The sequence below is a fragment of the Sphingomonas sp. Leaf62 genome (assembly GCF_001421915.1).
In the GTDB taxonomy this organism is placed as follows: domain Bacteria; phylum Pseudomonadota; class Alphaproteobacteria; order Sphingomonadales; family Sphingomonadaceae; genus Sphingomonas.
On the sequence record NZ_LMLN01000032.1, the window covers coordinates 31,358 to 55,592 of the forward strand.

The 24,235-nt window shown below is 67.2% G+C and carries 22 protein-coding genes; 20 read left to right on the forward strand and 2 right to left on the reverse strand.

Annotation, left to right across the window (positions count from 1 at the left end; all coding sequences use genetic code 11):
- Positions 1-103 precede the first annotated feature (103 nt).
- Genes ASE91_RS18415 through ASE91_RS18465 form a run of 11 tightly spaced genes read left to right on the forward strand, consistent with a single transcriptional unit; the run spans position 104 to position 10,760 of the window.
- On the forward strand, positions 104-2,041 hold the full coding sequence (locus ASE91_RS18415) for a TonB-dependent receptor plug domain-containing protein (RefSeq protein ID WP_056629065.1): 1,938 nt from the start codon (positions 104-106) through the stop codon (positions 2,039-2,041).
- Positions 2,041-3,000 carry an aminotransferase class I/II-fold pyridoxal phosphate-dependent enzyme gene (locus ASE91_RS18420; protein ID WP_056629069.1) on the forward strand — a complete coding sequence of 320 codons (960 nt, stop codon included), beginning with the start codon at positions 2,041-2,043 and terminating at the stop codon, positions 2,998-3,000. The genes ASE91_RS18415 and ASE91_RS18420 overlap by 1 nt, the downstream gene beginning before the upstream one ends.
- Positions 2,997-3,608: a cob(I)yrinic acid a,c-diamide adenosyltransferase gene (cobO, locus tag ASE91_RS18425; protein WP_056629072.1), complete on the forward strand. Its 612-nt coding sequence runs from the start codon at positions 2,997-2,999 to the stop codon at positions 3,606-3,608. Before ASE91_RS18420 ends, cobO begins: the two co-directional genes overlap by 4 nt.
- Positions 3,605-4,411, forward strand: a complete 807-nt coding sequence (locus tag ASE91_RS18430; RefSeq protein ID WP_235530570.1) for an ABC transporter substrate-binding protein — start codon at positions 3,605-3,607, stop codon at positions 4,409-4,411. Before cobO ends, ASE91_RS18430 begins: the two co-directional genes overlap by 4 nt.
- Positions 4,408-5,370, forward strand: a complete 963-nt coding sequence (locus ASE91_RS18435) for a FecCD family ABC transporter permease (protein ID WP_056629076.1) — start codon at positions 4,408-4,410, stop codon at positions 5,368-5,370. Before ASE91_RS18430 ends, ASE91_RS18435 begins: the two co-directional genes overlap by 4 nt.
- Entirely contained in the window at positions 5,367-6,137 is a 771-nt protein-coding gene (locus ASE91_RS18440; protein WP_056629080.1) for an ABC transporter ATP-binding protein, read from the forward strand. The genes ASE91_RS18435 and ASE91_RS18440 overlap by 4 nt, the downstream gene beginning before the upstream one ends.
- Positions 6,137-7,006: an adenosylcobinamide-phosphate synthase CbiB gene (gene cbiB, locus ASE91_RS18445; protein ID WP_056629119.1), complete on the forward strand. Its 870-nt coding sequence runs from the start codon at positions 6,137-6,139 to the stop codon at positions 7,004-7,006. The genes ASE91_RS18440 and cbiB overlap by 1 nt, the downstream gene beginning before the upstream one ends.
- Positions 6,994-8,451, forward strand: a complete 1,458-nt coding sequence (locus ASE91_RS18450; RefSeq protein ID WP_056629083.1) for a cobyric acid synthase — start codon at positions 6,994-6,996, stop codon at positions 8,449-8,451. The genes cbiB and ASE91_RS18450 overlap by 13 nt, the downstream gene beginning before the upstream one ends.
- On the forward strand, positions 8,448-9,452 hold the full coding sequence (gene cobT, locus ASE91_RS18455; protein ID WP_056629086.1) for a nicotinate-nucleotide--dimethylbenzimidazole phosphoribosyltransferase: 1,005 nt from the start codon (positions 8,448-8,450) through the stop codon (positions 9,450-9,452). The genes ASE91_RS18450 and cobT overlap by 4 nt, the downstream gene beginning before the upstream one ends.
- Complete coding sequence (locus ASE91_RS18460; RefSeq protein ID WP_235530571.1) at positions 9,442-10,215, forward strand: adenosylcobinamide-GDP ribazoletransferase; 774 nt, start codon at positions 9,442-9,444, stop codon at positions 10,213-10,215. The genes cobT and ASE91_RS18460 overlap by 11 nt, the downstream gene beginning before the upstream one ends.
- Complete coding sequence (locus tag ASE91_RS18465) at positions 10,212-10,760, forward strand: histidine phosphatase family protein (protein WP_056629088.1); 549 nt, start codon at positions 10,212-10,214, stop codon at positions 10,758-10,760. The genes ASE91_RS18460 and ASE91_RS18465 overlap by 4 nt, the downstream gene beginning before the upstream one ends.
- Here ASE91_RS18465 and ASE91_RS18470 read toward each other — a convergent pair.
- Positions 10,745-11,587, reverse strand: a complete 843-nt coding sequence (locus ASE91_RS18470; protein ID WP_082454131.1) for a glycoside hydrolase family 16 protein — start codon at positions 11,585-11,587, stop codon at positions 10,745-10,747. The genes ASE91_RS18465 and ASE91_RS18470 overlap by 16 nt on opposite strands.
- A gap of 131 nt (positions 11,588-11,718) precedes the next feature.
- On the opposite strand from ASE91_RS18470, the gene ASE91_RS18475 reads away from it, so the two are divergent.
- The 4 genes from ASE91_RS18475 (at position 11,719) to ASE91_RS18490 (ending at position 16,947) form a co-directional block, all read left to right on the forward strand.
- Positions 11,719-12,429 carry a dienelactone hydrolase family protein gene (locus ASE91_RS18475; RefSeq protein WP_056629090.1) on the forward strand — a complete coding sequence of 237 codons (711 nt, stop codon included), beginning with the start codon at positions 11,719-11,721 and terminating at the stop codon, positions 12,427-12,429.
- A gap of 62 nt (positions 12,430-12,491) precedes the next feature.
- Positions 12,492-12,935, forward strand: a complete 444-nt coding sequence (msrB, locus tag ASE91_RS18480) for a peptide-methionine (R)-S-oxide reductase MsrB (RefSeq protein ID WP_056629124.1) — start codon at positions 12,492-12,494, stop codon at positions 12,933-12,935.
- A 194-nt stretch (positions 12,936-13,129) separates the two neighbouring features.
- Positions 13,130-15,919, forward strand: a complete 2,790-nt coding sequence (locus ASE91_RS18485; protein ID WP_056629093.1) for a TonB-dependent receptor — start codon at positions 13,130-13,132, stop codon at positions 15,917-15,919.
- Positions 15,919-16,947, forward strand: a complete 1,029-nt coding sequence (locus ASE91_RS18490; RefSeq protein WP_235530572.1) for a phytase — start codon at positions 15,919-15,921, stop codon at positions 16,945-16,947. The genes ASE91_RS18485 and ASE91_RS18490 overlap by 1 nt, the downstream gene beginning before the upstream one ends.
- Positions 16,948-17,472: 525 nt before the next feature.
- Here the strand turns inward: ASE91_RS18490 and ASE91_RS18495 are convergent.
- Positions 17,473-18,366 (reverse strand): LysR family transcriptional regulator, encoded by an 894-nt coding sequence (locus ASE91_RS18495; protein ID WP_056629094.1) that lies wholly within the window; start codon positions 18,364-18,366, stop codon positions 17,473-17,475.
- Between the two features lie 112 nt (positions 18,367-18,478).
- Here ASE91_RS18495 and ASE91_RS18500 point away from each other — a divergent pair, with 112 nt between their 5' ends.
- The 5 genes from ASE91_RS18500 (at position 18,479) to paoC (ending at position 24,081) form a co-directional block, all read left to right on the forward strand.
- Entirely contained in the window at positions 18,479-19,087 is a 609-nt protein-coding gene (locus tag ASE91_RS18500; RefSeq protein WP_235530573.1) for a nuclear transport factor 2 family protein, read from the forward strand.
- A gap of 68 nt (positions 19,088-19,155) precedes the next feature.
- A complete protein-coding gene (locus tag ASE91_RS18505) occupies positions 19,156-20,286 on the forward strand; it encodes a (R)-mandelonitrile lyase (protein WP_200911293.1) in 1,131 nt (376 codons plus the stop codon).
- A gap of 14 nt (positions 20,287-20,300) precedes the next feature.
- Positions 20,301-20,927, forward strand: a complete 627-nt coding sequence (gene paoA, locus ASE91_RS18510; RefSeq protein ID WP_443024330.1) for an aldehyde dehydrogenase iron-sulfur subunit PaoA — start codon at positions 20,301-20,303, stop codon at positions 20,925-20,927.
- Positions 20,924-21,883: an FAD binding domain-containing protein gene (locus ASE91_RS18515; protein WP_056629099.1), complete on the forward strand. Its 960-nt coding sequence runs from the start codon at positions 20,924-20,926 to the stop codon at positions 21,881-21,883. Before paoA ends, ASE91_RS18515 begins: the two co-directional genes overlap by 4 nt.
- Complete coding sequence (gene paoC / locus ASE91_RS18520) at positions 21,880-24,081, forward strand: aldehyde oxidoreductase molybdenum-binding subunit PaoC (RefSeq protein WP_056629101.1); 2,202 nt, start codon at positions 21,880-21,882, stop codon at positions 24,079-24,081. Before ASE91_RS18515 ends, paoC begins: the two co-directional genes overlap by 4 nt.
- Positions 24,082-24,235: the final 154 nt, after the last annotated feature.

Below are 24,235 nucleotides of genomic sequence, written 5' to 3' on the forward strand. Positions count from 1 at the left end.
TCCTCGCGTGACGACGTCGTTTGGGGGTCGTGCGCGAATGGGAACAGCCTGTTCCCGCGTCATCGGTGCGCGTCCCCTTGGTTATGTCTGGGGGGAGTGCCTCATGAAGATTTCGAAGACCCGTTTGCTGTTGCTGCCGTGCCTGTTCGCGGCTGCCCCGGCCTTCGCGCAGAGCGCGCAATCGTCGGTCGGCCTCGAACGCGTGGCGGGGGAAGGCGACGAGATCGTCGTCACCGCCAACCGCGAAGCCCGCCCGGTCGATACCGTGGGGCAGGCGATCACCGTGCTCGACCTCGCCACCATCGAACAGCGGCAGGCGGTGGTCGTATCCGACCTGTTGCGCCAGACGCCGGGCGTCACCGTTACCCGCAACGGCGGCATCGGCACGACGACCAGCGTCAACATCCGCGGCGCGGACAGCGACCAGACCGTGGCGCTGATCGATGGCGTGAAGCTCAACGATCCGTCCTCGCCCGGCGGCGGGTTCAATTTCGGCAATCTGCTGGTCGGCAATATCGCCCGGATCGAAGTGCTGCGCGGGGCGCAGTCGGTGCTGTGGGGCAGCCAGGCGATCGGCGGCGTCGTCAACCTCATCACCCGCCAGCCGACCGACGCGCTGTCGATCAACGTGCGCGGCGAGGGCGGCTCGTTCGGCACCGGACAGGGGTTCGCGAACATCTCGGGCAAGGCCGGACCGGTATCGGCCAGCATCGGCGGCGGCTTCCTGACCACCGACGGCATCTCGGCCTATGCGCCGGGGCGCGAGGCGGACGGCTATCGCAACTATGGCGCGAACGGCAGCGTGTCTCTGGCGCTGGCCGACAGCGTGTCGGTCGATGTGCGCGGCTTCTATTCGAACGGGCGGACCGAGATCGACGGGTTCCCCGCGCCGACGTTCAGCTTCGGCGATACCCGCGAATACGGCGATGCCGAACAATGGACCGGCTATACCGGTCTGAACGCCGCGCTGTTCGACGGGCGGTTCCGCAACCGCATCGGCTATGCCCATACGTCGAGCAACCGGACCAACACCGACCCCGATGGCACGCCGACCGAGACGTTCCGGGGGAAGGGGCGCAACGACCGCATCGATTATCAGGGGTCGTTCGATATCACCGACGCGGTGTTCGCGACCTTCGGTGTCGAGCGCGAGGTGTCGCGCTTCACGACGTCGAGCTATGGCGGTCCGGCGACGACCGGTCGGGCGCGGCTGCTGGGCGTCTATGGCCAGTTGGCGGTGACGCCGATCGAGAACCTGACGCTGACCGGCGGCGTGCGGCATGACGACCACAATGTCTTCGGCGGGGCGACGGTGTTTTCGGGCAGCGGCGTGTGGTCGCCGAACGCCGGCAACACCGTGTTGCGCGCGAGCTATTCGGAAGGGTTCAAGGCACCGACCCTGTTTCAGTTGCAGAGCGAATATGGGAATGCGGCGCTCACCCCGGAGCGTTCGCAGGGCTGGGATGCGGGTATCACCCAGCGCGGGTTGAACGGCGCGGTCGAGGCGAGCGCGACATGGTTCGATCGCACGTCGAAGGATTTGATCGCGTTCGTGTCGTGCTTCGGCGTGACGGCCGGCGTCTGTGTGAGCAAGCCGAACGGCACCTATGACAATATCGCCCGCGCCGAGGCGAAGGGGCTGGAGTTCGCGCTGAAGCTGCGGCCGGTAGAGGCGTTCACCTTCGCTGCCGCCTATACGTGGCTGGATGCGCAGAACCGGTCGGCCGGGACCGCCAGTTTCGGGCGCAAGCTGGCGCGGCGGCCGGCCGACAGCCTGAGCGTCAACGCCGATTATCGCTGGGCGTTCGGGCTTGGCGTCGGCGCGACCGTCACCATGGTCGGCGACAGTTTCGACAATGCGTCGAACGCGCGGCGGCTGGACGGATATGTCCTGACCGATCTGCGCGCATCGTTCCCGGTGACCGAACGGGTCGACGTCTACGGCCGGGTCGAAAACCTGTTCGACGAACGCTATCAGACGATCTTCCAGTACGGGACGCCGGGGCGCGCTGCCTATGGCGGCGTGCGGCTGACCTACTGATGATCGACCTCGCCGAATATTGTGCGCATGGCGGGCGGGTGACCGCCGCCATGCGTGCGTTCGGCGGAGACGACTGGATCGATTTGTCGACCGGCATCGCGCCATGGGCGTATCCCCATGGCACGATCGATCCGGGCCATGACCGGCTGCCCGAACCGGGCGAACTGGCGGCGCTGGAACGGGCGGCGGCGCGGGCGTTCGGGGTGGCCGACCCTACAGCGGTGGTCGCGGTGCCGGGTACCGATCTGGCGCTGCGGCTGCTAGGGGTGATCCTTGCCGCCGAGCGACCGGCGGTGGTGCGGCCGGGCTATGCCGGCCATGCGGCGGCCTGGCCGCAGGCAAGCGCGGTGGCGGCGCTCACCGATCCGGGCGATGCCGATCTGCTGGTGCTGGCGAGTCCCGCCAATCCCGATGGCTTCGTCACGCCGGCGGACCATCTGCGGGCGCTGGCGCGGCGGATGACATTGGTGGTCGACGAAGCCTATGCCGATCCCGTGGCCGGTCTGGCGGCGGAGGCGTCCGACCGGCTGATCGTGCTGCGATCGTTCGGCAAATTCTATGGCCTGCCCGGATTGCGGCTGGGCTTCGTCCTTGCCGGGAGCGGGGTGGCGGACGCACTGCGTTCCCTGCTCGGCGACTGGCCGGTGTCGAGCGCGGCGGTGCGGATCGGGGCGGCGGCCTATGCCGATCGCGCCTTCGCCGACGCACAGGCGGAGCGGATCGCGACGGTCGGCGCACTGCTCGACCTCGCGCTGGCCGGGGCCGATATCATCGGCCGCGCGCCGTTGTTCCGGCTGATCGAGACCAGCGACGCGCACGCGCTGTTCCGCCATCTGTGCAACCATGCCATCCTGACCCGGCCGTTCGCCGACCGGCGCGACCGGCTGCGGATCGGCCTGCCAGCCGACGGGGCGGCGCTGTCCCGCCTGACCACCGCCCTGAAGGAGGTTATCCGATGACCGAGACGCCCGACGATCACGCCCGCCACAATGCCCGGATGCAGCGCATGGCGGTGGCGCGCGAAAAGATGCAGGCGCGCCGCACGCTCGAACGCGGGCTGCTGATCGTCCATACCGGCAATGGCAAGGGCAAGTCGTCGAGCGCGTTCGGCATGGCGATCCGCAGCATCGGCTGGGGGATGAAAGTCGCGATCCTCCAATATGTGAAGGGCAAGTGGGAGACAGGCGAGCGCAACTTCTTCGACGCGCATCCCGATCTCGCCAGTTTCGAGGTGATGGGCGAGGGGTTCACGTGGGAGACGCAGGACCGCGCGCAGGACATCGCCGCCGCCCGCGCGGCATGGGAACGGTCGAAGGAGATGATCCTCGACCCTGCGATCGACTTCGTCATCCTCGACGAGTTGAACATCGTGCTGCGCGACGACACGCTGCCGATCGCCGAGATCGTCGAATTTCTGAAAGACCGGCCGCTCACCAAGCATATCTGCATCACCGGCCGCAACGCGAAGCCCGAACTGCTCGACCTCGCCGATCTGGTCACCGAATTCGGTGAGGTGAAGCATCCCTATCATGCCGGGTTCAAGGCGCAGAAGGGTGTCGAATATTGATCCGTCCGCTCGCCCTGTTGCTCGCCGCGCCCGCGCTGGTATCGGCCGCGCCGCGCGCTCCCCGGATCGTGTCGATCAATCCGTGCGTCGATGCGGTGCTGCGCTTCGTCGCCGATCCGGCGCAGATCGTCGGCATCAGCCATTATTCGCAGGACGTGCGCGCGACGTCGGTGCCGCTGGCTTGGGCCAGGCGGTTCAAGGCGACGTCGGGCACAGCCGAGGAGGTGGTGGCGCTGCGCCCCGATATCGTGCTGGCGGGGCCACATGCCGAACCGGCGACGATCGCCGCGCTGAAACGGCTGAAGATCAAGCTGGTGCAATATCCGGTGGCGGAGTCGGTGCCGGAAAGCATGGATCAGGTCCGCGCCATCGCCGCAGCCACCGGCCATGCCGACCGGGGTGAGGCGCTGGCGGCGCGGATCGGGGCGGCGGCGATTCCTTCGACCGCGCGTCCAGTCGGGGCGCTGGTGTGGCAGGGGAATGGGCTGGTGCCGGGTAGTGGTACGCTGACCGACGACCTGCTCAAACGCGCCGGTTTTCGTAACATGAGCGCGGCCTATGGCCTCAGGCAATGGGACGTCCTCCCGCTCGAATATCTGGTTGCCGATCCACCGCGCGTGCTGCTGTCGACCGCGCCCGAAGGGGTGCAGGACGACCGGATGACCGGCCATCCGGCGGTGCGGCGGCTGGCGAAACATATCACCGTCGCCCCCTATCCCACGCGGCTGATGAATTGCGGCGGGCCGACGATCATCGCGGCGATGGCGCGGTTGCGACAGGTGCGTGGAGCAGTGACGTCATGAAGCGGCTGACCCTCGGCCTGATCGTCCTGTTGCTGCTCGCCGCCGCGCTTTCGGTTGCGGCGGGCAAGGTGTGGGTGCCGTTCGACGCGTGGACTGCCGACGATCCGCGATCGATCATCATCGTCGAACTGCGCCTGCCGCGCACCGTGCTTGCGTTGCTGGTGGGGAGTGCGCTCGGACTGTCGGGGGCGGTGATGCAGGGCTATCTGCGCAATCCGCTGGCCGATCCGGGGCTGTTCGGCGTGTCGTCGGGCGCGGCGTTCGGGGCGGTGATGGCGCTGTATTTCGGCTATGCCGCGCAGATGTGGCTGCTGCCCGGCTTCGCGCTGATGGGAGCAGGGGTGACGATGGCGCTGCTGGCGCTGATCGCGGGCCGGTCGGGCAGCCTGATCCTGTTCACGCTGGGTGGCATGATCCTGACCAGCATCACCGGATCGCTGACCGCGCTGGCGATCAGCGTCGCGCCGACGCCGTTCGTGTCGTCGCAGATCGTAACGTGGCTGATGGGGGCGCTGACCGATCGCAGCTGGGACGATGTGCTCGTCGCTGCACCGCTGATCGTGGCAGGTATCGGGCTACTGGCGCTGACCGCTCGGTCGCTGGATGCGCTGACGCTGGGCGAGGCGGCGGCGCGGTCGATGGGGGTCGATCCGGCGCGGCTGCAACGGCTGGTCATCGCCGGCATCGCGCTGACGGTCGGCGCATCGGTGGCGTCGGCGGGGATGATCGGGTTCGTCGGGCTGATCGTGCCGCATATGGTGCGGCCGTTCGCCGGCAATCGTCCGTCGGCAATCCTGCTGCCTTCGGCGCTGGCGGGGGCGGTGCTGCTGACTTTTGCCGACAGTCTGGTGCGGTTGGCCCCGACGGTCAGCGAATTGCGGCTCGGCATCGCCATGTCGATGCTGGGCGGGCCGTTCTTCCTGTACCTGCTGATCGCGATGCGGCGGAGGTTGGCATGACCGATCTGGTGGCCGATGCGATTTCGCTGACGCTCGGCGGGCAGCGCGTGCTCGACGCGGTGTCGTTCGCGTTCCGGCCGGGGCGGGTGACCGCGCTGCTGGGGGCCAATGGCGCGGGCAAGTCGAGCCTGCTCGCCTGCCTCGCCGCGCTGCGCCGGCCGGATAGCGGTGCGGCACGACTGGGCGGTCAGGACGTGCAGGCGGTCGACCGGCGCGCGCGGGCGCGGGCGATCGGGTTGCTGCCGCAATCGGCCGACGTGCATTGGGATATCGACGTCGCGACGCTGGTCGGCCTCGGCCGGCTCGCGCATCGCGGGCGCTGGGGGGAGGCGCAGGCCGACCGCGATGCGGTGGCGGCCGCGCTGGCGGCGACCGACATGACCGCGCTGGCCGGGCGGGGCGTCGAGCGATTGTCGGGCGGCGAGCGCGGTCGCGCGCTGCTGGCGCGGGTGCTGGCCGGCGAGCCCGACTGGTTACTCGCCGACGAACCGCTCGCCAGCCTCGATCCCGCGCATCAGTTGGACGTGCTGGCGCGGTTGCGCGGGGTCGCGGCCGGTGGGCGCGGGGTGGTGCTGGTGCTGCACGACCTGCATCTGGCGGCGCGGGTGGCGGACGATGCGGTGTTGCTGAAGGACGGGCGGATCGTGGCAAGCGGCGATGCGGACGATGTACTGACCGCGCCGGCCATCGCGGAGGCCTATGGCATCGATGTCGAGATCGGGCGCACGGCGCAGGGGCATCGCTATATCCTGCCGGTCGCGCGGTGATCGCGCTGGCGGCGCTGATCGTCGAGGCGGCGCTCGGCTATCCGCGCCGCTGGTGGCATCCGGTGATGGGCATCGGCGCGCTGATCGCGTGGGCAGAGCGGCGCTGGAACCGGCGGCGGCGGCTGGAGGGGGTGGTACTGGTCGTCCTGCTGGTAACGCTGTCGAGCGTGCTGGGTCTGGCGATCGAGCGATTGGGGACGGTCGTCACGATATTGGTCGCCACCACGGGGCTGGCGCAACGCAGTCTGCACGATCATGTCGCGGCGGTGGCGCGGCCGTTGATGGCGGGCGATCTTGCGGCGGCACGGCAAGCGGTGGCGATGATCGTCGGGCGGGATACGACCGCACTGGACGAAGCCGGCGTCGCGACGGCGGCGATCGAAAGTCTGGCCGAAAGTTTCTGCGACGGGGTGGTCGCGCCGGCGCTGGGGCTGGTGCTGTTCGGACTGCCGGGGCTGTTCGTGGTGAAGGCGATCAACACCGGCGATTCGATGGTCGGGCACCGTACGCCGGCGCTCGGCGCGTTCGGCTGGGCCGCGGCGCGTGCCGACGATGTCGTCAATTTCGTGCCGGCGCGGGTGGCGGGGGCATTGACCGCGCTGGCCGGCCGCGGTGGCTGGCACACCATGTTGCGCGACGCGCGCCACCACGCTTCGCCCAATGGCGGCTGGCCGGAGGCGGCGATGGCGGGTGCGCTGGGGCGGCGGCTGGGTGGGGCAGTGACCTATGATGGCGAACCGGCGCAGCGCGCGGTGCTGGGCGACGGGCCGCGGCCCGATGCCGGCGACCTGACCCGCGCGCTCGCCATCTATCGTGCCGCCTGCCTGTTGCTGTGGCTGCTGGTCGGGGGCGTCGCATGGCTGCGGTGATGATCCAGGGGACCGGATCGGATGTCGGGAAGTCGGTGCTGGTCGCCGGGCTGTGCCGGCTGTTGACCGATCGCGGGCTGCGGGTCCGCCCGTTCAAGGCGCAGAACATGTCGAACAACGCCGCCGTCTGTCCGGGTGGCGGTGAGATCGGCCGGGCGCAGGCGTTGCAGGCGATGGCCTGCCGGGTGCCGCCGACGACCGACATGAACCCGGTGCTGCTGAAACCGCAGAGCGACCGGACGTCGCAACTGGTCGTCGGCGGGCGGGTCGCGGGGGTGATGCGCGCGGGCGATTACCGGCGGCGGCGGCCCGAATTGCTGGCCGAGGTGCTGGCGGCCTATCGGCGATTGTCGGGCCAAGCCGATATCGTGGTGGCCGAAGGGGCAGGGTCGCCCGCCGAGATCAACCTGCGCGCCGGCGATATCGCGAACATGGGCTTTGCGCGCGCGGCGGGGGTGCCGGTGGTGCTGGCGGGCGATATCGATCGCGGCGGGGTGATCGCTTCGCTGGTCGGGACGCAGGCGGTGATCGACCCCGACGACGCGGCGATGATCCGCGGTTTTCTGGTCAACAAGTTTCGCGGCGATCCGGCGCTGTTCGACGATGGCCGCGCGGAGATCGTCGCGCGGACCGGCTGGCGCGATATCGGGCTGGTGCCGTGGCTGGCGGACGCCGCGCGCCTGCCTGCCGAGGATGCGGTGGCACTGGGACGCGGGGCCGAGCACGGCGAAGGCCCGCTGATCGCGGTGCCGATGCTGTCGCGTATCGCCAATTTCGACGATTTCGACGCGCTGGCGCACGATCCGGCGGTGCGGCTGCGGATGATCCCGCCCGGCCAGCCGCTGCCGGGCGATGCCGCGCTGGTGATCCTGCCCGGCACCAAGGCAACGATCGCCGACCTCGCTTTCCTGCGCGGACAGGGGTGGGATATCGATCTTGCCGCGCATGTCCGGCGCGGGGGGCAGGTGCTGGGGATTTGCGGCGGCTATCAGATGCTCGGGGCGTCGATCGCCGACCCGGACGGGATCGAGGGACCGGCCGGACGGGTAGCGGGCCTGGGGCTGCTGCCGATCGATACGGTGATTACGGGCACCAAGACGACGCGGCCGATCACGGGGACGTGGGTCGATGGTGCCGCGTTCGCCGGGTATGAAATCCATGCCGGCGTCACGACCGTCGCGCCGGGCACGCCGCCGCTGTTGCGCTTCGCCGATGGAACGCCCGATGGCGCGGTCGCGCGCGACGGGCAGATCGCCGGCTGCTATGTCCATGGCCTGTTCGATGCCGCCAGCGCGCGCGCGAGCCTGTTGCGGCGGATCGGCGCGCGGGGCGATCCGCTCGACCGGCGCGAGGGCATCGACGCGGCGCTCGACGGCGTCGCGCGGGCGCTCGAGGCGGCGCTGGATATCGACGCACTTCTGGACATTGCCGGGGAGGCCCCATGATCGACGAGATTCGCGCGCATCTGGACGCGCTGGCCAAGCCGCGCGGGGCGATGGGACGGCTGGAGGCGCTGGCGACCGAACTGGCGCTGACGCAGCGGCGGATCGATGCGCGGACCTCGCCCCGACAGGCGGTGTTGTTCGCGGGCGATCATGGCTGTGTGGCGGAGGGCGTGTCGGCATGGCCGTCCGAAGTGACGGCGATGATGGTCGCCACCATCCTGTCGGGCCGTGCGACCAGCAACGCGCTGGCAGCTGCCGCCGATTGCCCGTTGCGGCTGGTCGACGTCGGCATGACGGGTGCGCGGGTCGACGGGCCGGCCTTCTTTCGCGATGCGCGCCTCGCCGATGGCACCGCGCCGCTGGGTGCCCGCCCGGCGATGACGGTCGCACAGTTCGACGCGGCTTGGGGCATCGGTGCCAGCGAGGCGGAGCGCGCCATCGACGAAGGCGCGGTGCTGCTGATCGCCGGGGAGATGGGGATCGGCAACACGACCCCGGCCGCCTGCCTCACCGCGCTGCTGACCGGACTCGACCCCGCTGCGGCGGTCGGGCGCGGGGCAGGGGCGGACGACACGGTGCTTGCCGCCAAGCGCCGGGTCGTCGCCGCCGCGACCGATCGTGCGCGGGGCGGGGTCGATCCGCGTGCAGCGATCGCATCGGTCGCGGGCTATGAAATCGCGGCGATGGCCGGCTTCTATGCGGCGGGCGCGGCGCGGGGGGTGACGCTGCTGCTCGATGGATATGTCGCCACCGCCGCCGCCTTGATCGCGGAGACGCTCGCGCCGGGGAGCAGGAAGGCGATGATCGCAGGCCATCGGTCGGCCGAGCCGGGGCATCAGGCGGCGCTCGCCGCACTCGGGCTGACGCCGGTGCTCGACTGGGAGATGCGGCTGGGCGAGGGAAGCGGGGCGCTGACGGCGTTGCCGCTGCTCGATGCCGCGTCAGCGCTGCTCAACGACGTCGTGCGGCTCGATCAGATCGGGGCGGATCGTGCCGACTGACGTGCCGCGCTGGGCCGCGCCGTTGCTGGCGGTCCAGTTCCTCACCCGCCTGCCGGTGCCGGTCCTCGCCCGGCTGACGGCCGAACAGGCGGCGGCGGGGCTGGCGCGGGCGATGGCGTGGCTGCCGCCGGTCGGCACGCTGATCGGTGCGGTGACGGCGGGGGTGTTCGTCGTTGCCGGCTGGTTCTGGCCGCCACTGGTCGCGGCGACGCTGGCGCTGATCGTCGAGGCGTTGCTGACCGGTGCGTTTCACGAGGATGCGGTCGCCGATTTCTGCGATGCGTTCGGCGGCACCGCGTCGGGGGAGCGCGCGCTGACGATCATGAAGGACAGCCGCATCGGCAGCTATGGCGCGCTCGGGCTGGCGTTGAGCGTGGCCCTGCGGATCACGGCGATGGTCGCACTGCCCGCGCCGGTCGCGGCGGCGGCGATCGTTGGCGCGGCGACGGCGGGGCGGCTGTGCGCGGTGACGCTGGCGGCGATCGTCGCCCCGGTTGGTAGCGGCGCGGGGATGGCGGTGCGGGCCGGGCGGATGCCGCCCGGTCGCCTTGCGCTGGCGATGGTGCTGGCACTGCCCGGCCTCGCCCCGATCCTGTGGCTGCGGCCCGGTGCGATCGGCGCGGCGATCGGCGCGATTCTCGTGTTGCTGCTCTGGCTGCGCCGTTTTCTGATCGCGCGGATCGGGGGGAGTACCGGCGACTGCCTTGGCTTCGCTGCGGCGATGGGGCAGGTGGCGCTGCTGCTGGCGATCGCCGCACGGTGAAGGTGTTGCTGCTGCGCCATCCGCCGGTCGCGAAGGCATGGGCCGGGCGCTGTTATGGACGGTCCGACATGGGGTGGAGTCGCGAGGGCCAGACGCTGGCGGCGCGGATCGTCGCCGACCTCGCCGCCACAACGATTGACGCCATCGTCCATTCGGGCGCACTCCGCACCCGGCGGCTGGCCGAGCGGATCGCGCGCGGCCGAGACACCGCCGTTACGGCCGATCCCCGCTGGCTCGAACGCGACTTCGGCGCATGGGAGGGCCGGTCGTGGAACGCAATCTGGCGCGAGACGGGCGCGGAGATGGACCGGATGATGACCGATCCCGAAAGCTACCGTCCCGGCGGCGGGGAGAGCGGACGCGACCTTGCCGACCGGGTGCTGGCCGCATGGGCGGCGCTGCCGCGCGAACCGAGCGTGCTGGTCGTCGCGCATGGCGGACCGATCGCGACGCTGCGCACGGTGCTCGACGGCCAGTCGCTCGCTCGCGCGGTCGACTTCATCCCCGCCTGCGGTGAGCTCGTCGCGCTTCAGCGTTGCCAGTAGCGGACATGATCGACCCGCATCGACTGCGGGAATTTGCTGTCGTCGATGCCCATCTTGCCGCCCCAGTCGCCGCCGACCGCGACGTTCAGGATCAGGTCGAACGGCCGGTCGAACGGCCAAGCCGCGCGCCCGCCGGGCTGGTCGTTGGCGACGCGCATATAGCCGCGCCCGTCGATGCCGATGGTGATCGCCTGTGGGGTCCAGTCGAGCTGATAGTGATGCCATTGCCCGCACGCGGTCGGCACCTTGATCGCCCCGCCGCGCTGCGTGCCCTTGGCATGGTTGAACGCGGCCGTGTGCAGCGTCGCATGGACCAGATCGGGTTCGTAGCCGACCAGTTCGAGGATATCGATCTCGCCCTCGTCGGGCCATTTGCCATCGGGCGGCAGCATCCACAGCGCCGGCCAGATGCCGCGCCCGCACGGCAGCTTCGCGCGGATATCGTAAAAGCCATAGCCCATCGGCTTCGCCGACACGATCCGGGCGGAGGTATAGTCCTGCCCGCCGGAATCGCCGCCCTTCGGTTTCTCCCGCCGCGCCTCGATCACCAGCGCGCCATCGGCGATCCGGGCATTGGCGGGGGTGTTGGCGGGCGCATAATATTGCCGCTCGTTATTGTACCAACCGTCGCGATTGCGGCTGGTATCGAAGCGCCAGTGCGCGGGGTCGATGGTCTTGCCGGTAAATTCGTCGGCAAAGGTCGGCGTGCCGGCGGGTGGCGCGATGGCGATATCGACCGCATGGTTGCTGGCACCCAGCGTCGGCGCGTCCTGCGCCATCCCGGCGGTGGCGATTCCCGCCGCCATCATCGCCCACACCATCCGCATCGCGCAACCTCCTGCAATCGCGCCCGTATTCCGGCGCTTCGCCGGCATCGTACGAAGCGGACCCGTCCACGCGCAACCCCCCTGCCGGTCCGACCGTTCAGTGCGCGACTTTCCCATCATGGAGCAGACGGATGACGGTGCAGCAGTTCGACTATCGCGACGGCGACACGGTGTTGCAGGCGGGCGTGGTGTTCCCCGCCGGAGACGGCCCGGCCCCCGCCGTGCTGATCGCCCACCAATGGGCCGGACGCGGCGAGGACGAGCATCGGACCGCCGAGCGGCTTGCCGCCCTTGGCTATGTCGGCATCGCGATCGATATGTTCGGCAAGGACGTGAAAGGCGATCCGGCGGGCGACAACAGCCATTTGATCGGCCCGTTCCTGTCCGATCGCGCCGCGTTGTTGCAGCGGATGCGCGCGGCGGCGACCTTCGCCGCGTCACTCGACCGGGTGGACGCGACGAAGATCGCGGCGATCGGCTATTGCTTCGGCGGGCTGTGCACCCTCGACCTCGCGCGCGGCGGGGCCGACGGCGTGCTGGGCGTGGTCAGCCTGCACGGCATGCTCGATGGCAATGACCTCGGCGGCGACGGGCCGATCGCGGCGAAGGTGCTGGTCGAGCATGGCTGGCAGGACCCGATGGCCGCGCCAAACAAGGTACTGGCCTTTGCAGAGGAAATGGGCGCTCGCGATGCCGACTGGCAGTTGCACGCGCATGGCCGGGCGATGCACGCCTTCACCAACCCCCATGCCGCCGCGCCCGAAAAGGGCATGGCCTATGATGCCGATGCCGATCGCCGATCCTGGGCGTCGGTCGTCGCGTTCCTCGGCGAGCTGTTCTGACCGGCTTTGCGAACCCGCCGTCGCGCCCCCATCTATCCGGCACCCCAGTACGGAAGCCCATGATGACCGAATATCGCAAGACCGAGGCGGCAATCGCCCGCCTGACCCCCGAGCAATCCCATGTGACGCAGCAAAGCGGCACCGAACGGCCCGGCACCGGCGAATATCTGCACGAGAAGCGCGCCGGCCTCTATGTCGACATCGTGTCGGGCGAACCATTGTTCGCATCGGCCGACAAGTTCGATTCGCATTGTGGCTGGCCAAGCTTCACCAAGCCGATCGAGCCCGCAAATGTCGCCGAACTGCGCGACGCGACGCATGGCATGGTCCGCACCGAAGTCCGCTCGGCGGGCGGCGACAGCCATCTCGGCCATGTGTTCCCCGACGGTCCGCGCGACCGGGGTGGTCTGCGCTACTGCATCAACTCCGCCTCGCTCCGCTTCGTACCCAAGGAGGCGATGGAAGCGGAAGGGTATGGCGACTATCTCGATCAGGTCGAAGGATAACGCGTGCGGATCGTTGCCCCGAACCGGTTTCGGGGTAACGATCGCACCGGTCGGACAAGTCTGTTGCCGATCTGCAACACGCTCGACACTGTAATGATTACGTAACGATCTCGTAACGGTCGTTTCATTCCCCGTCGTCAGGGGCAACCCCAAGGCGGGAGCGTTAACGCTCCCCTAACAAGGGGCTTTCTGACATGGTTGGTATCTTCGCCCGGTCCTCGCGGGCCGTCGTCGTGCGCGCATTGCTGACGGGCGCGGCGTTCCTGCCCGTCGCCGCGCTGGCCGATCCGGTCGAGGATATGCCGGTCGTCGCCGATCCGGTGGCCCCCGAAGAGGAACAGGAAATCGTGGTGCGCGGCAGCCGCCCGATCGCCGAATCCGAAGCCGCCGCGCTCGAAATCCAGCGCAACAGCACCGCGCTTGTCTCGGTCATCGCCTCCGACGCGGTCGGTCGCCTGCCCGACCAGAATATCGCTCAGGCGATCAGCCGCCTGCCCGGCGTCGGCGTCGAGCGCGACCAGGGTCAGGCCCGCTACGTCAACCTGCGCGGCGCGCCGAAGCGCTGGACCACGCTGTCGTTCGACGGCGTGAACGTCGTCAGCCCCGAAGGTCGCGCCGCCCGGTTCGATTCAATTCCGTCGGCGATCGCCAAGCAGATCATCGTCCGCAAGGCAGTGACCCCGGACATGGTCGGCGAAACCATTTCGGGCAATGTCGACATCATCACCCGTTCGGGTTTCGACCAGAACGGGTTCCATGTCGCGGGCAAGGCCGCCTATGGTCTGGTCGAACTGGGCGACCGTCGCGAATTCGAAGGATCGCTGGTCGTGTCCGACCGGTTCGACACCGGCATCGGTGAATTCGGCATTGCCTCGTCGGCCAGCTTGTACCGGCGCGGCATGGTCACCGACAATTTCGAGACCGATTGGGAAACCGTGGCGCAGGACGCGCGGCCGGGCTTTGCCGACCGCATCTGGGCACGCGAGACCGAGAACAAGCTGTATCGCCTCGTCCGCAAGAACTATGCGCTGTCGACCCGGCTCGACTGGAAGCCGTCGCCCGACCACCGCATCTTCGCCGAAACCATCTATTCGGCGTTCCAGGACGACGAACAGCGCAACAACTACATCTTCGATCTCGACGATCAGCAGTCACGCCTGTCGACCGCAACCGCTGCCTGCGCGGTCAATGCGACGCCGGCCACCGGCACGACCGGCTATGCCGATGTCTGCACCGGCAATACCCCGCTGCAGGGCACCGTGTACGGTATCGATCTGAATTCGAACTTCACCGTGCGCGCGTACAAGCAGTCGGTGTTCACCAACACGCTGGGCGGTGACCATGATCTCGACACGTGGCGCGTATCGTGGCGGGCCAATTATAGCCGCTCGATCGACGACCGGACCCAGCCCGCACAGTTGAACTATGACAGCCCGTCGTTCGGCACCAACGGCGCGAACGCCGCCAACCGGCTGACCGTCGGCTACGACTTCACCGATCCGCAACTGGCACGCGTCCAGCTGTTCCGGACCATCCGCAACACCAATGGCACCTTTGCCCGCGGTGCCCGGGTGACCGCGATCGAGGATTTCCCGCGTTCACTTGTCCGCCTGCGCTCGCTGCTCGCGGCCGACACCACCGACGCCTATACCGCGCGCCTCGACGTGCAGCATGATGTCGACGGACTGTTCGGCGACAAGACGACCTTTGCGGTCGGCCTGCGCTTCGACGATCGCACCAAGTCGGTCGACGAACGCCTGCTCGACCTGAACAGCGCCGCGCAGTTCGCCGCCGCCAACATCCCGACCGGCTATGGCCAGATCGCGATCCCTGGCGGCTTTCAGGGCGAAATCCCGCTGGGCTACACCTTCCAGTATTTCGGCAAGGCCCAGCTCCTCGACCTCGTCGACCGCGCCAAGACGGTCGGCCGCTATGTCGACCAGACCGCCAACCTCTATGACGTGAACGAGCGCATCTATTCGGCCTATGCGATGGCGACGGTCGTCACCGAATGGGGCAATGTCGTCGGCGGCGCGCGGATCGAGCATATCCGCAATGACTCCGGCGCGTTTGGCACTGGACCGCAGCGTCTCGAAGTGAAAACCAGCCAGACGCTGGTATATCCGAGCCTGCACATCAACTATGACGTGAAAAAAAATTCGAAGGCGCGGCTGTCGTTCAGCACCGGCGCAGCCCGGCCCGATTATGACCAGCTTCGCCCGAACCTGACCTTCAACGACGCCAACCTGACGATTTCGGGCGGTAACCCCGATGCGAAGCCCGAAAAGGCAATGGGGGTCGATGCCTATGTCGAATATTATGGGTCGACCGGCGGGTTCCTGTCATTCGGTGCCTATTACAAGAAGCTGCGCGACGTGCTGTTCGATAGCAGCCGCACCTTTGGCCGCGATATCCTGAACTTCGGCGGCGTCGATCGATCGCAATATCTGTATTCGACGATCGACAATGGCGGCGACGGCTCGATCCTCGGTGTCGAAGGCGCGATCCAGCAGCAGCTCGATCCGTTCGTCGCCGATCTCGGCCTGCCCGAATGGGTCGGCGGCTTCGGCGTGCAGCTGAACGCCACGCTCAACCGCAGCCGCGCCGAGACCCCCGATGGCCGCCGCGTGCCGCTGCCGGGTGCTTCGAACGCCGTCTACAATATCGGGGCCTATTACGAAAAATACGGCTTCTCGGCGCGGGTCCAGTATCAGAACCGTTCGCGCTGGCTCGACGAACTGGGCGATTTCCAGAACATCAACGGCGTCAATCGCGGCGTCGACGGCGGCGACTTCTACTGGGCGAAGGATAACGAACTCGACGCCTCGCTGCGCTTTGCGGTCACCAGCCAGGTCGAACTGTTCGGCAATTTCAGCAATTTGCTGAACGGTCCCGGCCGGCGCTACGTCCGCGACGCCCGCTACACGATCGAGCGTGAGACGTTCGGCCGCCGCTATCAGGCGGGCGTGCGGGTGAACTTCTGATGCGGCGGTTCGCGGCCGCGGCGTTGCTGCTCGGCGGGTGTGGGGTAACGCCCCCGCCGCCGGTGACGCCGAATGCGGTGCCGATGGTCGCCGCAGTGGCGGAGACCGATCCGGTCGACACCGCTGCCGACGCCGCCGACGATCCCGCCATCTGGCGCAACCGGCGCAATCCGGCCGGGAGCCTTGTGATCGGCACCGACAAGCAGGCCGGCATTCATGTCTATAGCCTGTCGGGCAAACGGCTGAGCTTCACCCCCGCCGCGCGGCTCAACAATGTCGACCTGCGGGACGTCGGCGGCAGGGTGATCGCCGTCGCCAGCGACCGTGCGGACGTTGGCGAGGCGCATGTCGCGCTGTTCACCCTCGATACGGTTGCGGGCAAGCTGGTGCCGATGGGCCGCTATCCGGTCGGTCCCGGCGAAGCCTATGGCATGTGCCTGTGGACCCGCGCGCGCGATCACGCGCTGTTCGGTTTCGTCGTGATGAAGGACGGCCGCATCGATCAGGTGTCGATCGACACGACGGGCGCGACGCCGCAGGTCCGCACCGTGCGGTCGATGAAGGTCGGCACGCAGGCAGAGGGCTGTGTGGTCGACGACCGGACCGGGCTGCTCTACGTCGCCGAGGAGGATATCGGCCTGTGGCGCTTCGCCGCCGATCCCGCCGCGCCCGTCACCGGCACGGCCGTTGCCAAGGTCGACGGCACCACGCTGGTCGCCGATGCCGAGGGGCTGGCGCTGGCTCCCAAGGGGCGCGACGGCGGCTATCTGGTCGTCAGCAGCCAGGGCGACAATGCCTACACCCTCTACCGCCTGCCGGCGCTCACCTATGCCGGCCGTTTCCGCATCGGCGGTGGCGCGATCGACGGCACCAGCGAGACCGACGGCATTGACTTGATGCTTGGCGATTTCGGCCCCGGCCTGCGCCACGGCCTGATGGTCGCGCAGGACGGCGACAACGCGCCGGAGACACAGAACTTCAAGATCGTAGGCTGGGACACCATCCGAAAGGCACTCCGGCTGCGCTGAACGGCTTGTCGATCGGTACGGATCAGAACGTCGCCCCGGACCTGTTTCGGGGCGGCGTTTTGCGCAGGCGCGGCCTTGCTCACCGGGTAACGGCGCGATCCGATGTCATGTGTGTCTGAGATATCGCTGGATGCCCCGTGAGGACTAAGAGTTGCCTTTAGTTGCATAGCGATACGTTGGCTACCCTATATGCCGTTTGCGAAATATCGCCCTCGAGGCCAGGATGAGATTGGCTAACCTTTTAAGCCTTGAGCGATGGGTACGGAAGGCCGCAAACTAACGATCTGGCTGGACCGCGCGAGCATCGCGGAGAGTAGTCGGCGTTCGTGGAAAGTTGGGCTGGTGACCCACAAACGGCCATTCGCGCCGGCTACTCTGTATCCCAGGTTCAGACATTCATTCATGTCGAAGACGGACGTGCTGGGAATCGCATCAAAATCAGCTTGGCGACGCGTCAACGGCACAAAAACTCATGGTTCAGAGGGCTTGGATGTATCTCGCGTCCCGGTTCGTTCAACATTTGTCTCAGACGCGGTAACGCAGCGCTTCCAGCATCAAGCTGAATGCGGGCGATGGCTGTCGCCGACTAGGGTAATAAAGATAGTAGCCATCGAAGGGTTCGCACCAATCCTCCAGCACCCTCACAAGGGCGCCCGAGGCGAAGTGCCGGGCGACATGGCCCTCGACCGTGAAAGCGATACCCCGTCCAGCCAGCGCAGCGGCGACGATCAGGTCGGCATCGTTGAATACGAGCTGGCCCTCCGTTTTGACCTTCAACTCTTTGCCGTCGCGTTCGAACTCCCACGCGTACAAACCACCTGAAGTCGCCATGCGAAGGCTGATGCAATTGTGCTTCGCAAGATCATAGGGTGTTTGGGGTGTCCCATGCCGTTCCAGGTAGCTTGGTGCGGCAAACGCAGCCATGCGCAGCCTCGGGCCGATCGGCACCGCGATCATATCCTGTTCCAGTCGCTCACCGAGCCGAACACCGGCGTCGAAACGGCCGCTGACGATATCGACTAGGCCACTTTCGATACTGACCTCGACGTTGATGTCTGGATTGCCAGCCGTCAGTCGGTCGATGACCGGCCATAGCACCGCACGTGCCGCGTGTGCGCTCGAGGTAATACGAACCGTTCCAGCAGGGCGTTCACGCAGCTCGGTCAGCGAGGCGAGCCTATCATCGATGTCGTTAAGAGCGGGGCGCAGTGTTTCGATCAAACGCTCACCGGCTTCGGTGGGAGCAACGCTTCGGGTCGTTCGGGTCAGCAGTCGCAAGCCGAGTTTGGCTTCCAGTCGTCGCATCGTATGGCTTAGCGCCGACTGCGAAATGCCGAGTTTCGCCGCTGCTTTCGTAAAGCTGCGCTCCTCGGCGACGGCCAGAAACATGGCCAGGTTACCCAGATCCTCACGCTGCATTTCAAGTCGCCACCGAGCGTTTCATGACGTCATGTCATAGGCCCAAGCGATTTGCCCTGTCTAATCCCCAAGATAGCTTGGGCGTAAATAGGGGTTGCCGTGGTTCGGGCGCTTGATCGTCATTCCAGGCCGCTGCTTCGGCAACGGTCTGCACCCTTTTGAACCTCATGCGGGAGCAGTTGTGATGGACACTCGATCAACCCAGGGAATGAAGCGGCTTGGCCTGCTAGGTGCCGTCGCCTTGTCATTGCTGCCGATGCAGCCCTTGCTCGCGCAGCAAACGCCGCCCCCCCCGACGGAGACGATCAAGACGGTTGCCACGCATACCCCGACCGAGCAGCAGCTCATCGACCTGTCCAGGACCAAATGGGATTGGATGGCAGACAAGAAGGTCGACTCCCTCGCGACGCTCTTCGACGATCGCGCCATGTTCACCCACATGGGCGGAACGTGGGGCAAGACCCAGGAACTCGCCACCATCCAGAGCGGTGGTATCTGGTACAAGAAGGCATCGATCTACGCGGTTGACGTGCGGGTGTTCGGCAACACCGCGATCGTGCTGGAAGACCTCGATCTGGAGGCCGTCGTCGGCGGTCGAACCGTCACCAATCCATTCATGGTCACGGAAGTTTACAACAAGCAGGCTGGCAAGTGGCGTCTGGCCCAGCTCACCTTCTCGCGTCTCGTTCGGTCGGTGAAGACGAGCGCTGGCGGGGATTGATCCCAACTGGGATTAGAACGGGAGACGAGACGATGAAGGTCGCTTCTGCAACTGCCGCCGCGCTGGCGATGGCCGTGCCGGTCGAGGCGCAGGAGCGTCCGTCGGTTGCGCCCAGGAACATGCAGGCAATCGCGCCGGCACTGGCTGGCTACACCGACCGGGTGCTATTCGGCGACGTGTGGGTGCGGCCGGAGCTGGCCCCGCGTGATCGCAGCATCGTCACCCTGTCCGTGCTGATCGCAACGGGCAAGACCGCGCAGATGACGAGCCATCTTGGTCGTGGCCTCGATAACGGCATCAAGCCGTCCGAGGTCGCCGGCATGGTGACGCAACTCGCCTTCTACAGCGGATGGCCGAACGCTGTGTCGGCCTTGAATGAGGTCGAGAAGGTATTTGCCGCGCGCCACGTCGATCTGAAGCCGCTTGCAGCGGTGTCTCCGGCCACCGCGCCGCTCCCCGGCTCCGATCCCGTACGTGCGGCGACTGTTGACGGGACGCTCGCTCCGATCGCACCCAAGTTCGCGCAACTTACCAACGACGTCGTGTTCGCCGACTTGTGGCGGCGCACCGACTTGTCGCCGCGTGACCGCAGCCTCGTCACCATCGCCGCGCTTTCCGCAGGCGGTGATGCCGACCAACTCGCCCTCCACGTTCAACGTGGCCTCGAAAACGGGCTGACGCAGGCGCAGATCGTCGAGGCGCTGACCCATCTCGCTTTCTATGCAGGCTGGCCGAAAGCGAACGCCGCCATCGGCATCGCGGGCAAGGTATTCGCCAGACAAGAGGTTCCCACTATGTCAGACGTTCAGGTTATCCGTCCCGGTCAGGAACCGAAGGCTGGTCCCGTCGACTATTTCACCGGCAGCGTGTCGGTCGCATCGCCCTTCAAAGGCACCGGCGATGCGCGCCTTGGCGGTGCGACGGTGACGTTCCAACCGGGCGCGCATACGAACTGGCACACGCATCCGCTTGGGCAATTGCTGATCGTCACCGCTGGACACGGATGGGTCCAGGTCGACGGCGAGGCCGCAAAGCCGATCGCGACCGGTGACACCGTGTTTATCTCGCCGGGCGTCAAGCACTGGCATGGTGCGGCTCGCGATAGCGCATTGACCCATGTGGCGGTGTCGGAAGCGCTCGACGGTACGTCCGTGACGTGGCTCGAACCGGTCGCCGACGATTTATACAACAAGCTGTAACGGGAGCGACGGCGATGATGACCGAGATGGAGATGTCGAGGCGAGGTGTTCTCGCCGGCAGCGCCGCAGCGGCTGCGCTGGCCGCGGCCCCGCAAGTGGAGGCACAGCCCGCAAAAGCGGCTGCGCCCGCGACCATGCCGGTATCGCTAACCGTCAACGGCAAGCGTCGTGACCTCAACCTCGACACACGCACGACGCTGCTCGATGCGCTGCGCGAGCATCTGAAGCTCACCGGCACGAAGAAGGGCTGCGATCACGGGCAGTGCGGAGCCTGCACCGTCATCGTCAACGGGGAGCGGATCAATTCCTGCCTGAGCCTCGCCGTCCAGCATCAGGGCGACGAGGTGAGGACGATCGAAGGGCTAGGCACCCCGGACAAGCTCCACCCGATGCAAGCCGCGTTCGTTCGTCATGACGGCTATCAGTGCGGCTATTGCACGCCGGGCCAGATTTGTTCGGCCGTCGCGGTGCTGGACGAGATCAAGCGCGGTGTGCCGAGCAATGTCCAGGCCGATCTTTCCGCGCGACCGCAGCTGACCAACGCCGAAATGCGGGAGCGGATGAGCGGCAATATCTGCCGTTGCGGTGCCTATTCCAACATCGCCGAGGCGATGGCGGAAGTCGCGGGAGCAAAGGCATGAAGCCCTTCACCTATGAGCGCGCAAGGACCCCGGCCGAAGCCGCTGCCGCTGCCGCTGTTGCCCGTCAGCCCGGAGCAAAGTTCCTTGCCGGGGGCACCAACCTGCTCGACCTGATGAAGCTGGAGATCGAGACGCCCCGGCATCTGGTCGACGTCCAGGACCTGAAGCTCGATCGGATCGAGCCGACAACGGATGGCGGCTTGCGGATCGGCGCGCTGGTCACGAACACCGCGCTCGCTGCCGACACCCGCGTCCGTCGCGATTATGGCGTGTTGACCCGCGCGATCGTAGCAGGAGCCTCCGGCCAGCTTCGCAACAAGGCGACCACGGCGGGCAATCTGCTTCAGCGGACCCGCTGTCCCTATTTCTATGACCCCAACATGCCCTGCAACAAGCGCAAGCCGGGATCGGGCTGCGCCGCGATCGGCGGCTATTCGCGCCAGCTCGCCGTGATCGGTTCGAGCGACCAGTGCATTGCCACCTATCCCGGCGATATGGCCGTGGCGATGCGCGTGCTGGATGCGACCGTGGAGACGGTCAAGGCGGATGGCACGACCCGCGCTATCCCGATCGCCGATTTCCACCGTCTGCCCGGCGACAAGCCCCACCTCGACAACAACCTCGAAGCCGGTGAGCTGATTACGGCGGTGACGCTGCCCCGGCCGCTGGGCGGCACGCACCATTATGAGAAGGTTCGCGACCGGGCCTCCTATGCCTTCGCGCTCGTCTCGGTCGCGGCCGTCATCCAGAAGGACGGCAGTGGACGTGCAGCGTTCGGCGGGGTCGCGCACAAGCCGTGGCGGATCGACGCGGCCGACGCTTTGATGACTCAGGGGGCCGCAGTCGTGACGGCCAAGGCGTTCGCGAACGCCCGACCGACAGAGGACAATGCGTTCAAGATACCGCTCGCGACGCGAGCGCTTGCAGCCACCATCGCGGAAGGCAAGTCAGCATGAAGTTCGACACGCCAGCAGGCACCAACCCGATCGATCGGGCAAAGGTTGTCGGCAAGCCGCACCCGCGTATCGAGGGGCCGCTGAAGACGACCGGACGCGCCATCTATTCCTACGAGAACCACGAGGCCGCGCCGAACGCCGCCTATGGCTATGTCGTCGGTTCGGGCATCGCCAAGGGCCGCATATCATCGATGGATATGCGCGAGGCCAAGGCCGCGCCGGGTGTCCTCGCCATCGTGTCGGCCGATAATGCCGGCCCGATCAAGAAGCAGGGGTTCTACGTCGCCAAGCCGCTCGCGGGGCCGGAAGTCGAGCATTACCATCAGGCTATCGCGCTGGTCGTCGCCGAGACGTTCGAGCAGGCGCGTCATGCCGCATCGCTGATCCGCGTCGATTATGCGCGCGAGCAGGGCGCGTTCGATCTTGCCGCTGCACGGGCTGGCGCAAAGCCGCATCAGCGTCAGCCGGACGGTCGCATCGGCGACTTCGACACGGCTTTCGCATCAGCTCCCGTGAAGGTGGATGCGACCTACACCACCCCCGACCACAGCCACATGATGCTGGAGCCGCACGCCACGATCGCGCGCTGGGACGGCGATCACCTGACGATCTGGTCGGCGCAGCAGATCGTCGGTTGGGCGCGGCGCGACCTGGGTAAAAAGCTCGGCATCCCGCAGGACAGGATCCGCGTCGTCGCGACCTACATCGGTGGCGGATTCGGTGGAAAGGGTAGCGTCTGTTCGGACGCGATCCTCGCGGCGCTGGGCGCTCGCGCGGTCGGCCGGGCGGTGAAGGTGACGTTGCCGCGCCCGCTGATGCCGAACAATACGTCGCATCGTCCGGCCACGATCCAGCGCGTCCGTCTGGCGGCGGGTCGCGACGGCAAGCTGGTCGCGGTCGGTCACGAAACCCTATCGGGCAATCTGCCGGGAGGCGGCCCGGAGATTGCGGCTGCGCAGACGCAGTTGCTCTATTCAGGGACCAACCGTCTCAACCTCACCCGGCTCGCAACGCTCGACCTGCCCGAAGGCAATGCCATGCGCGCACCGGGCGAAGCGTCGGGCCTGATGGCGCTCGAAGTGGCGATGGACGAGCTGGCCGAAAAGCTGGGGATGGACCCGGTGGAGCTACGCGTCATCAACGATACCCAGGTCGTACCCGGCGAGGAAGGCCAAACGCCGCGCCCCTTCTCGATCCGTCAGCTCGTCCCCTGCCTGCGCACGGGTGCCGAGCGGTTCGGGTGGAAGGACCGTCCGGCTAGGCCCGGCAGTCGCCGTGAAGGCCGCTGGCTGATCGGCATGGGGATGGCATCCGCTATTCGCAGCGCGCCGATCATTCCGGCCAGCGGGCGTGTCACGCTCGACGGCAACGGCATCGTGACCGTCGAAAGCAACATGACCGACATGGGGACCGGCAGCTACACCATCATCGGCCAGACGGTCGCGGAGATGATTGGCCTGCCGCTCGATCGCGTCGTGGTAAAGCTCGCCGACTCGAATTATCCCGAAGCCTTCGGGGGTGGCGGACAGGGTGGTGCCGCATCCGCCACGGCCGGTGCCTATGCCGCATGCGTCAAGCTGCGAGAGGCTGTGGCGACAAAGCTCGGGTTCAACTCCGCCGACGCTGAGTTCGTCGACGGCGAGGTACGTGCCGGCAATCGGCGGGCGCCGCTCGCCCAGGCCGCGAAAGACGGTGCGATCATCGCTGAAGACAGGATGGAATATGGCGACCTGTCGCAGCGGTTCTCGCAGCAGACCTTCGGCGCGCATTTCTGCGAGGTTGCGGTCGACGCCTATACCGGCGAAATTCGGATCCGGCGGATGCTCGCCGTGTGCGCGGCCGGACGCATCCTCAACCCGATGACCGCGCGAAGCCAGGTGATCGGCGGCATGGTCGGCGGTGCGGGCGCGGCGCTGATGGAAGAGCTGGCGGTCGACACGCGGTTCGGCTTCTTCGTCAATCACGACCTCGCCGGATACGAAGTGCCGGTCCACGCCGATATCCCGCATCAGGAGGTGATTTTCCTGGAGGAAACCGATCCCACCATGTCGCCGGTGAAGGCAAAGGGTGTGGGCGAGCTTGGCATTTCCGGCGTCGCACCGGCCATCGCCAATGCGGTCTATAACGCGACCGGGGTCCGGGTCCGGGAATATCCGATCACGCTCGACAAGCATCTGGCGAAGCTGCCGGAGATTTGATGAAAGGGGATGCTGGATCGCCAACTCGCGACATACTTGAGCGAACGACCCAGATGCGGACGTCCGCCTTCGCTTAGGCCATCCTCGAAAGCGGTCGTTCTCTGTGGATGGCTCCCGCGTTGCAAGGGTAATTTGACGATCTGACGTAGGGTCG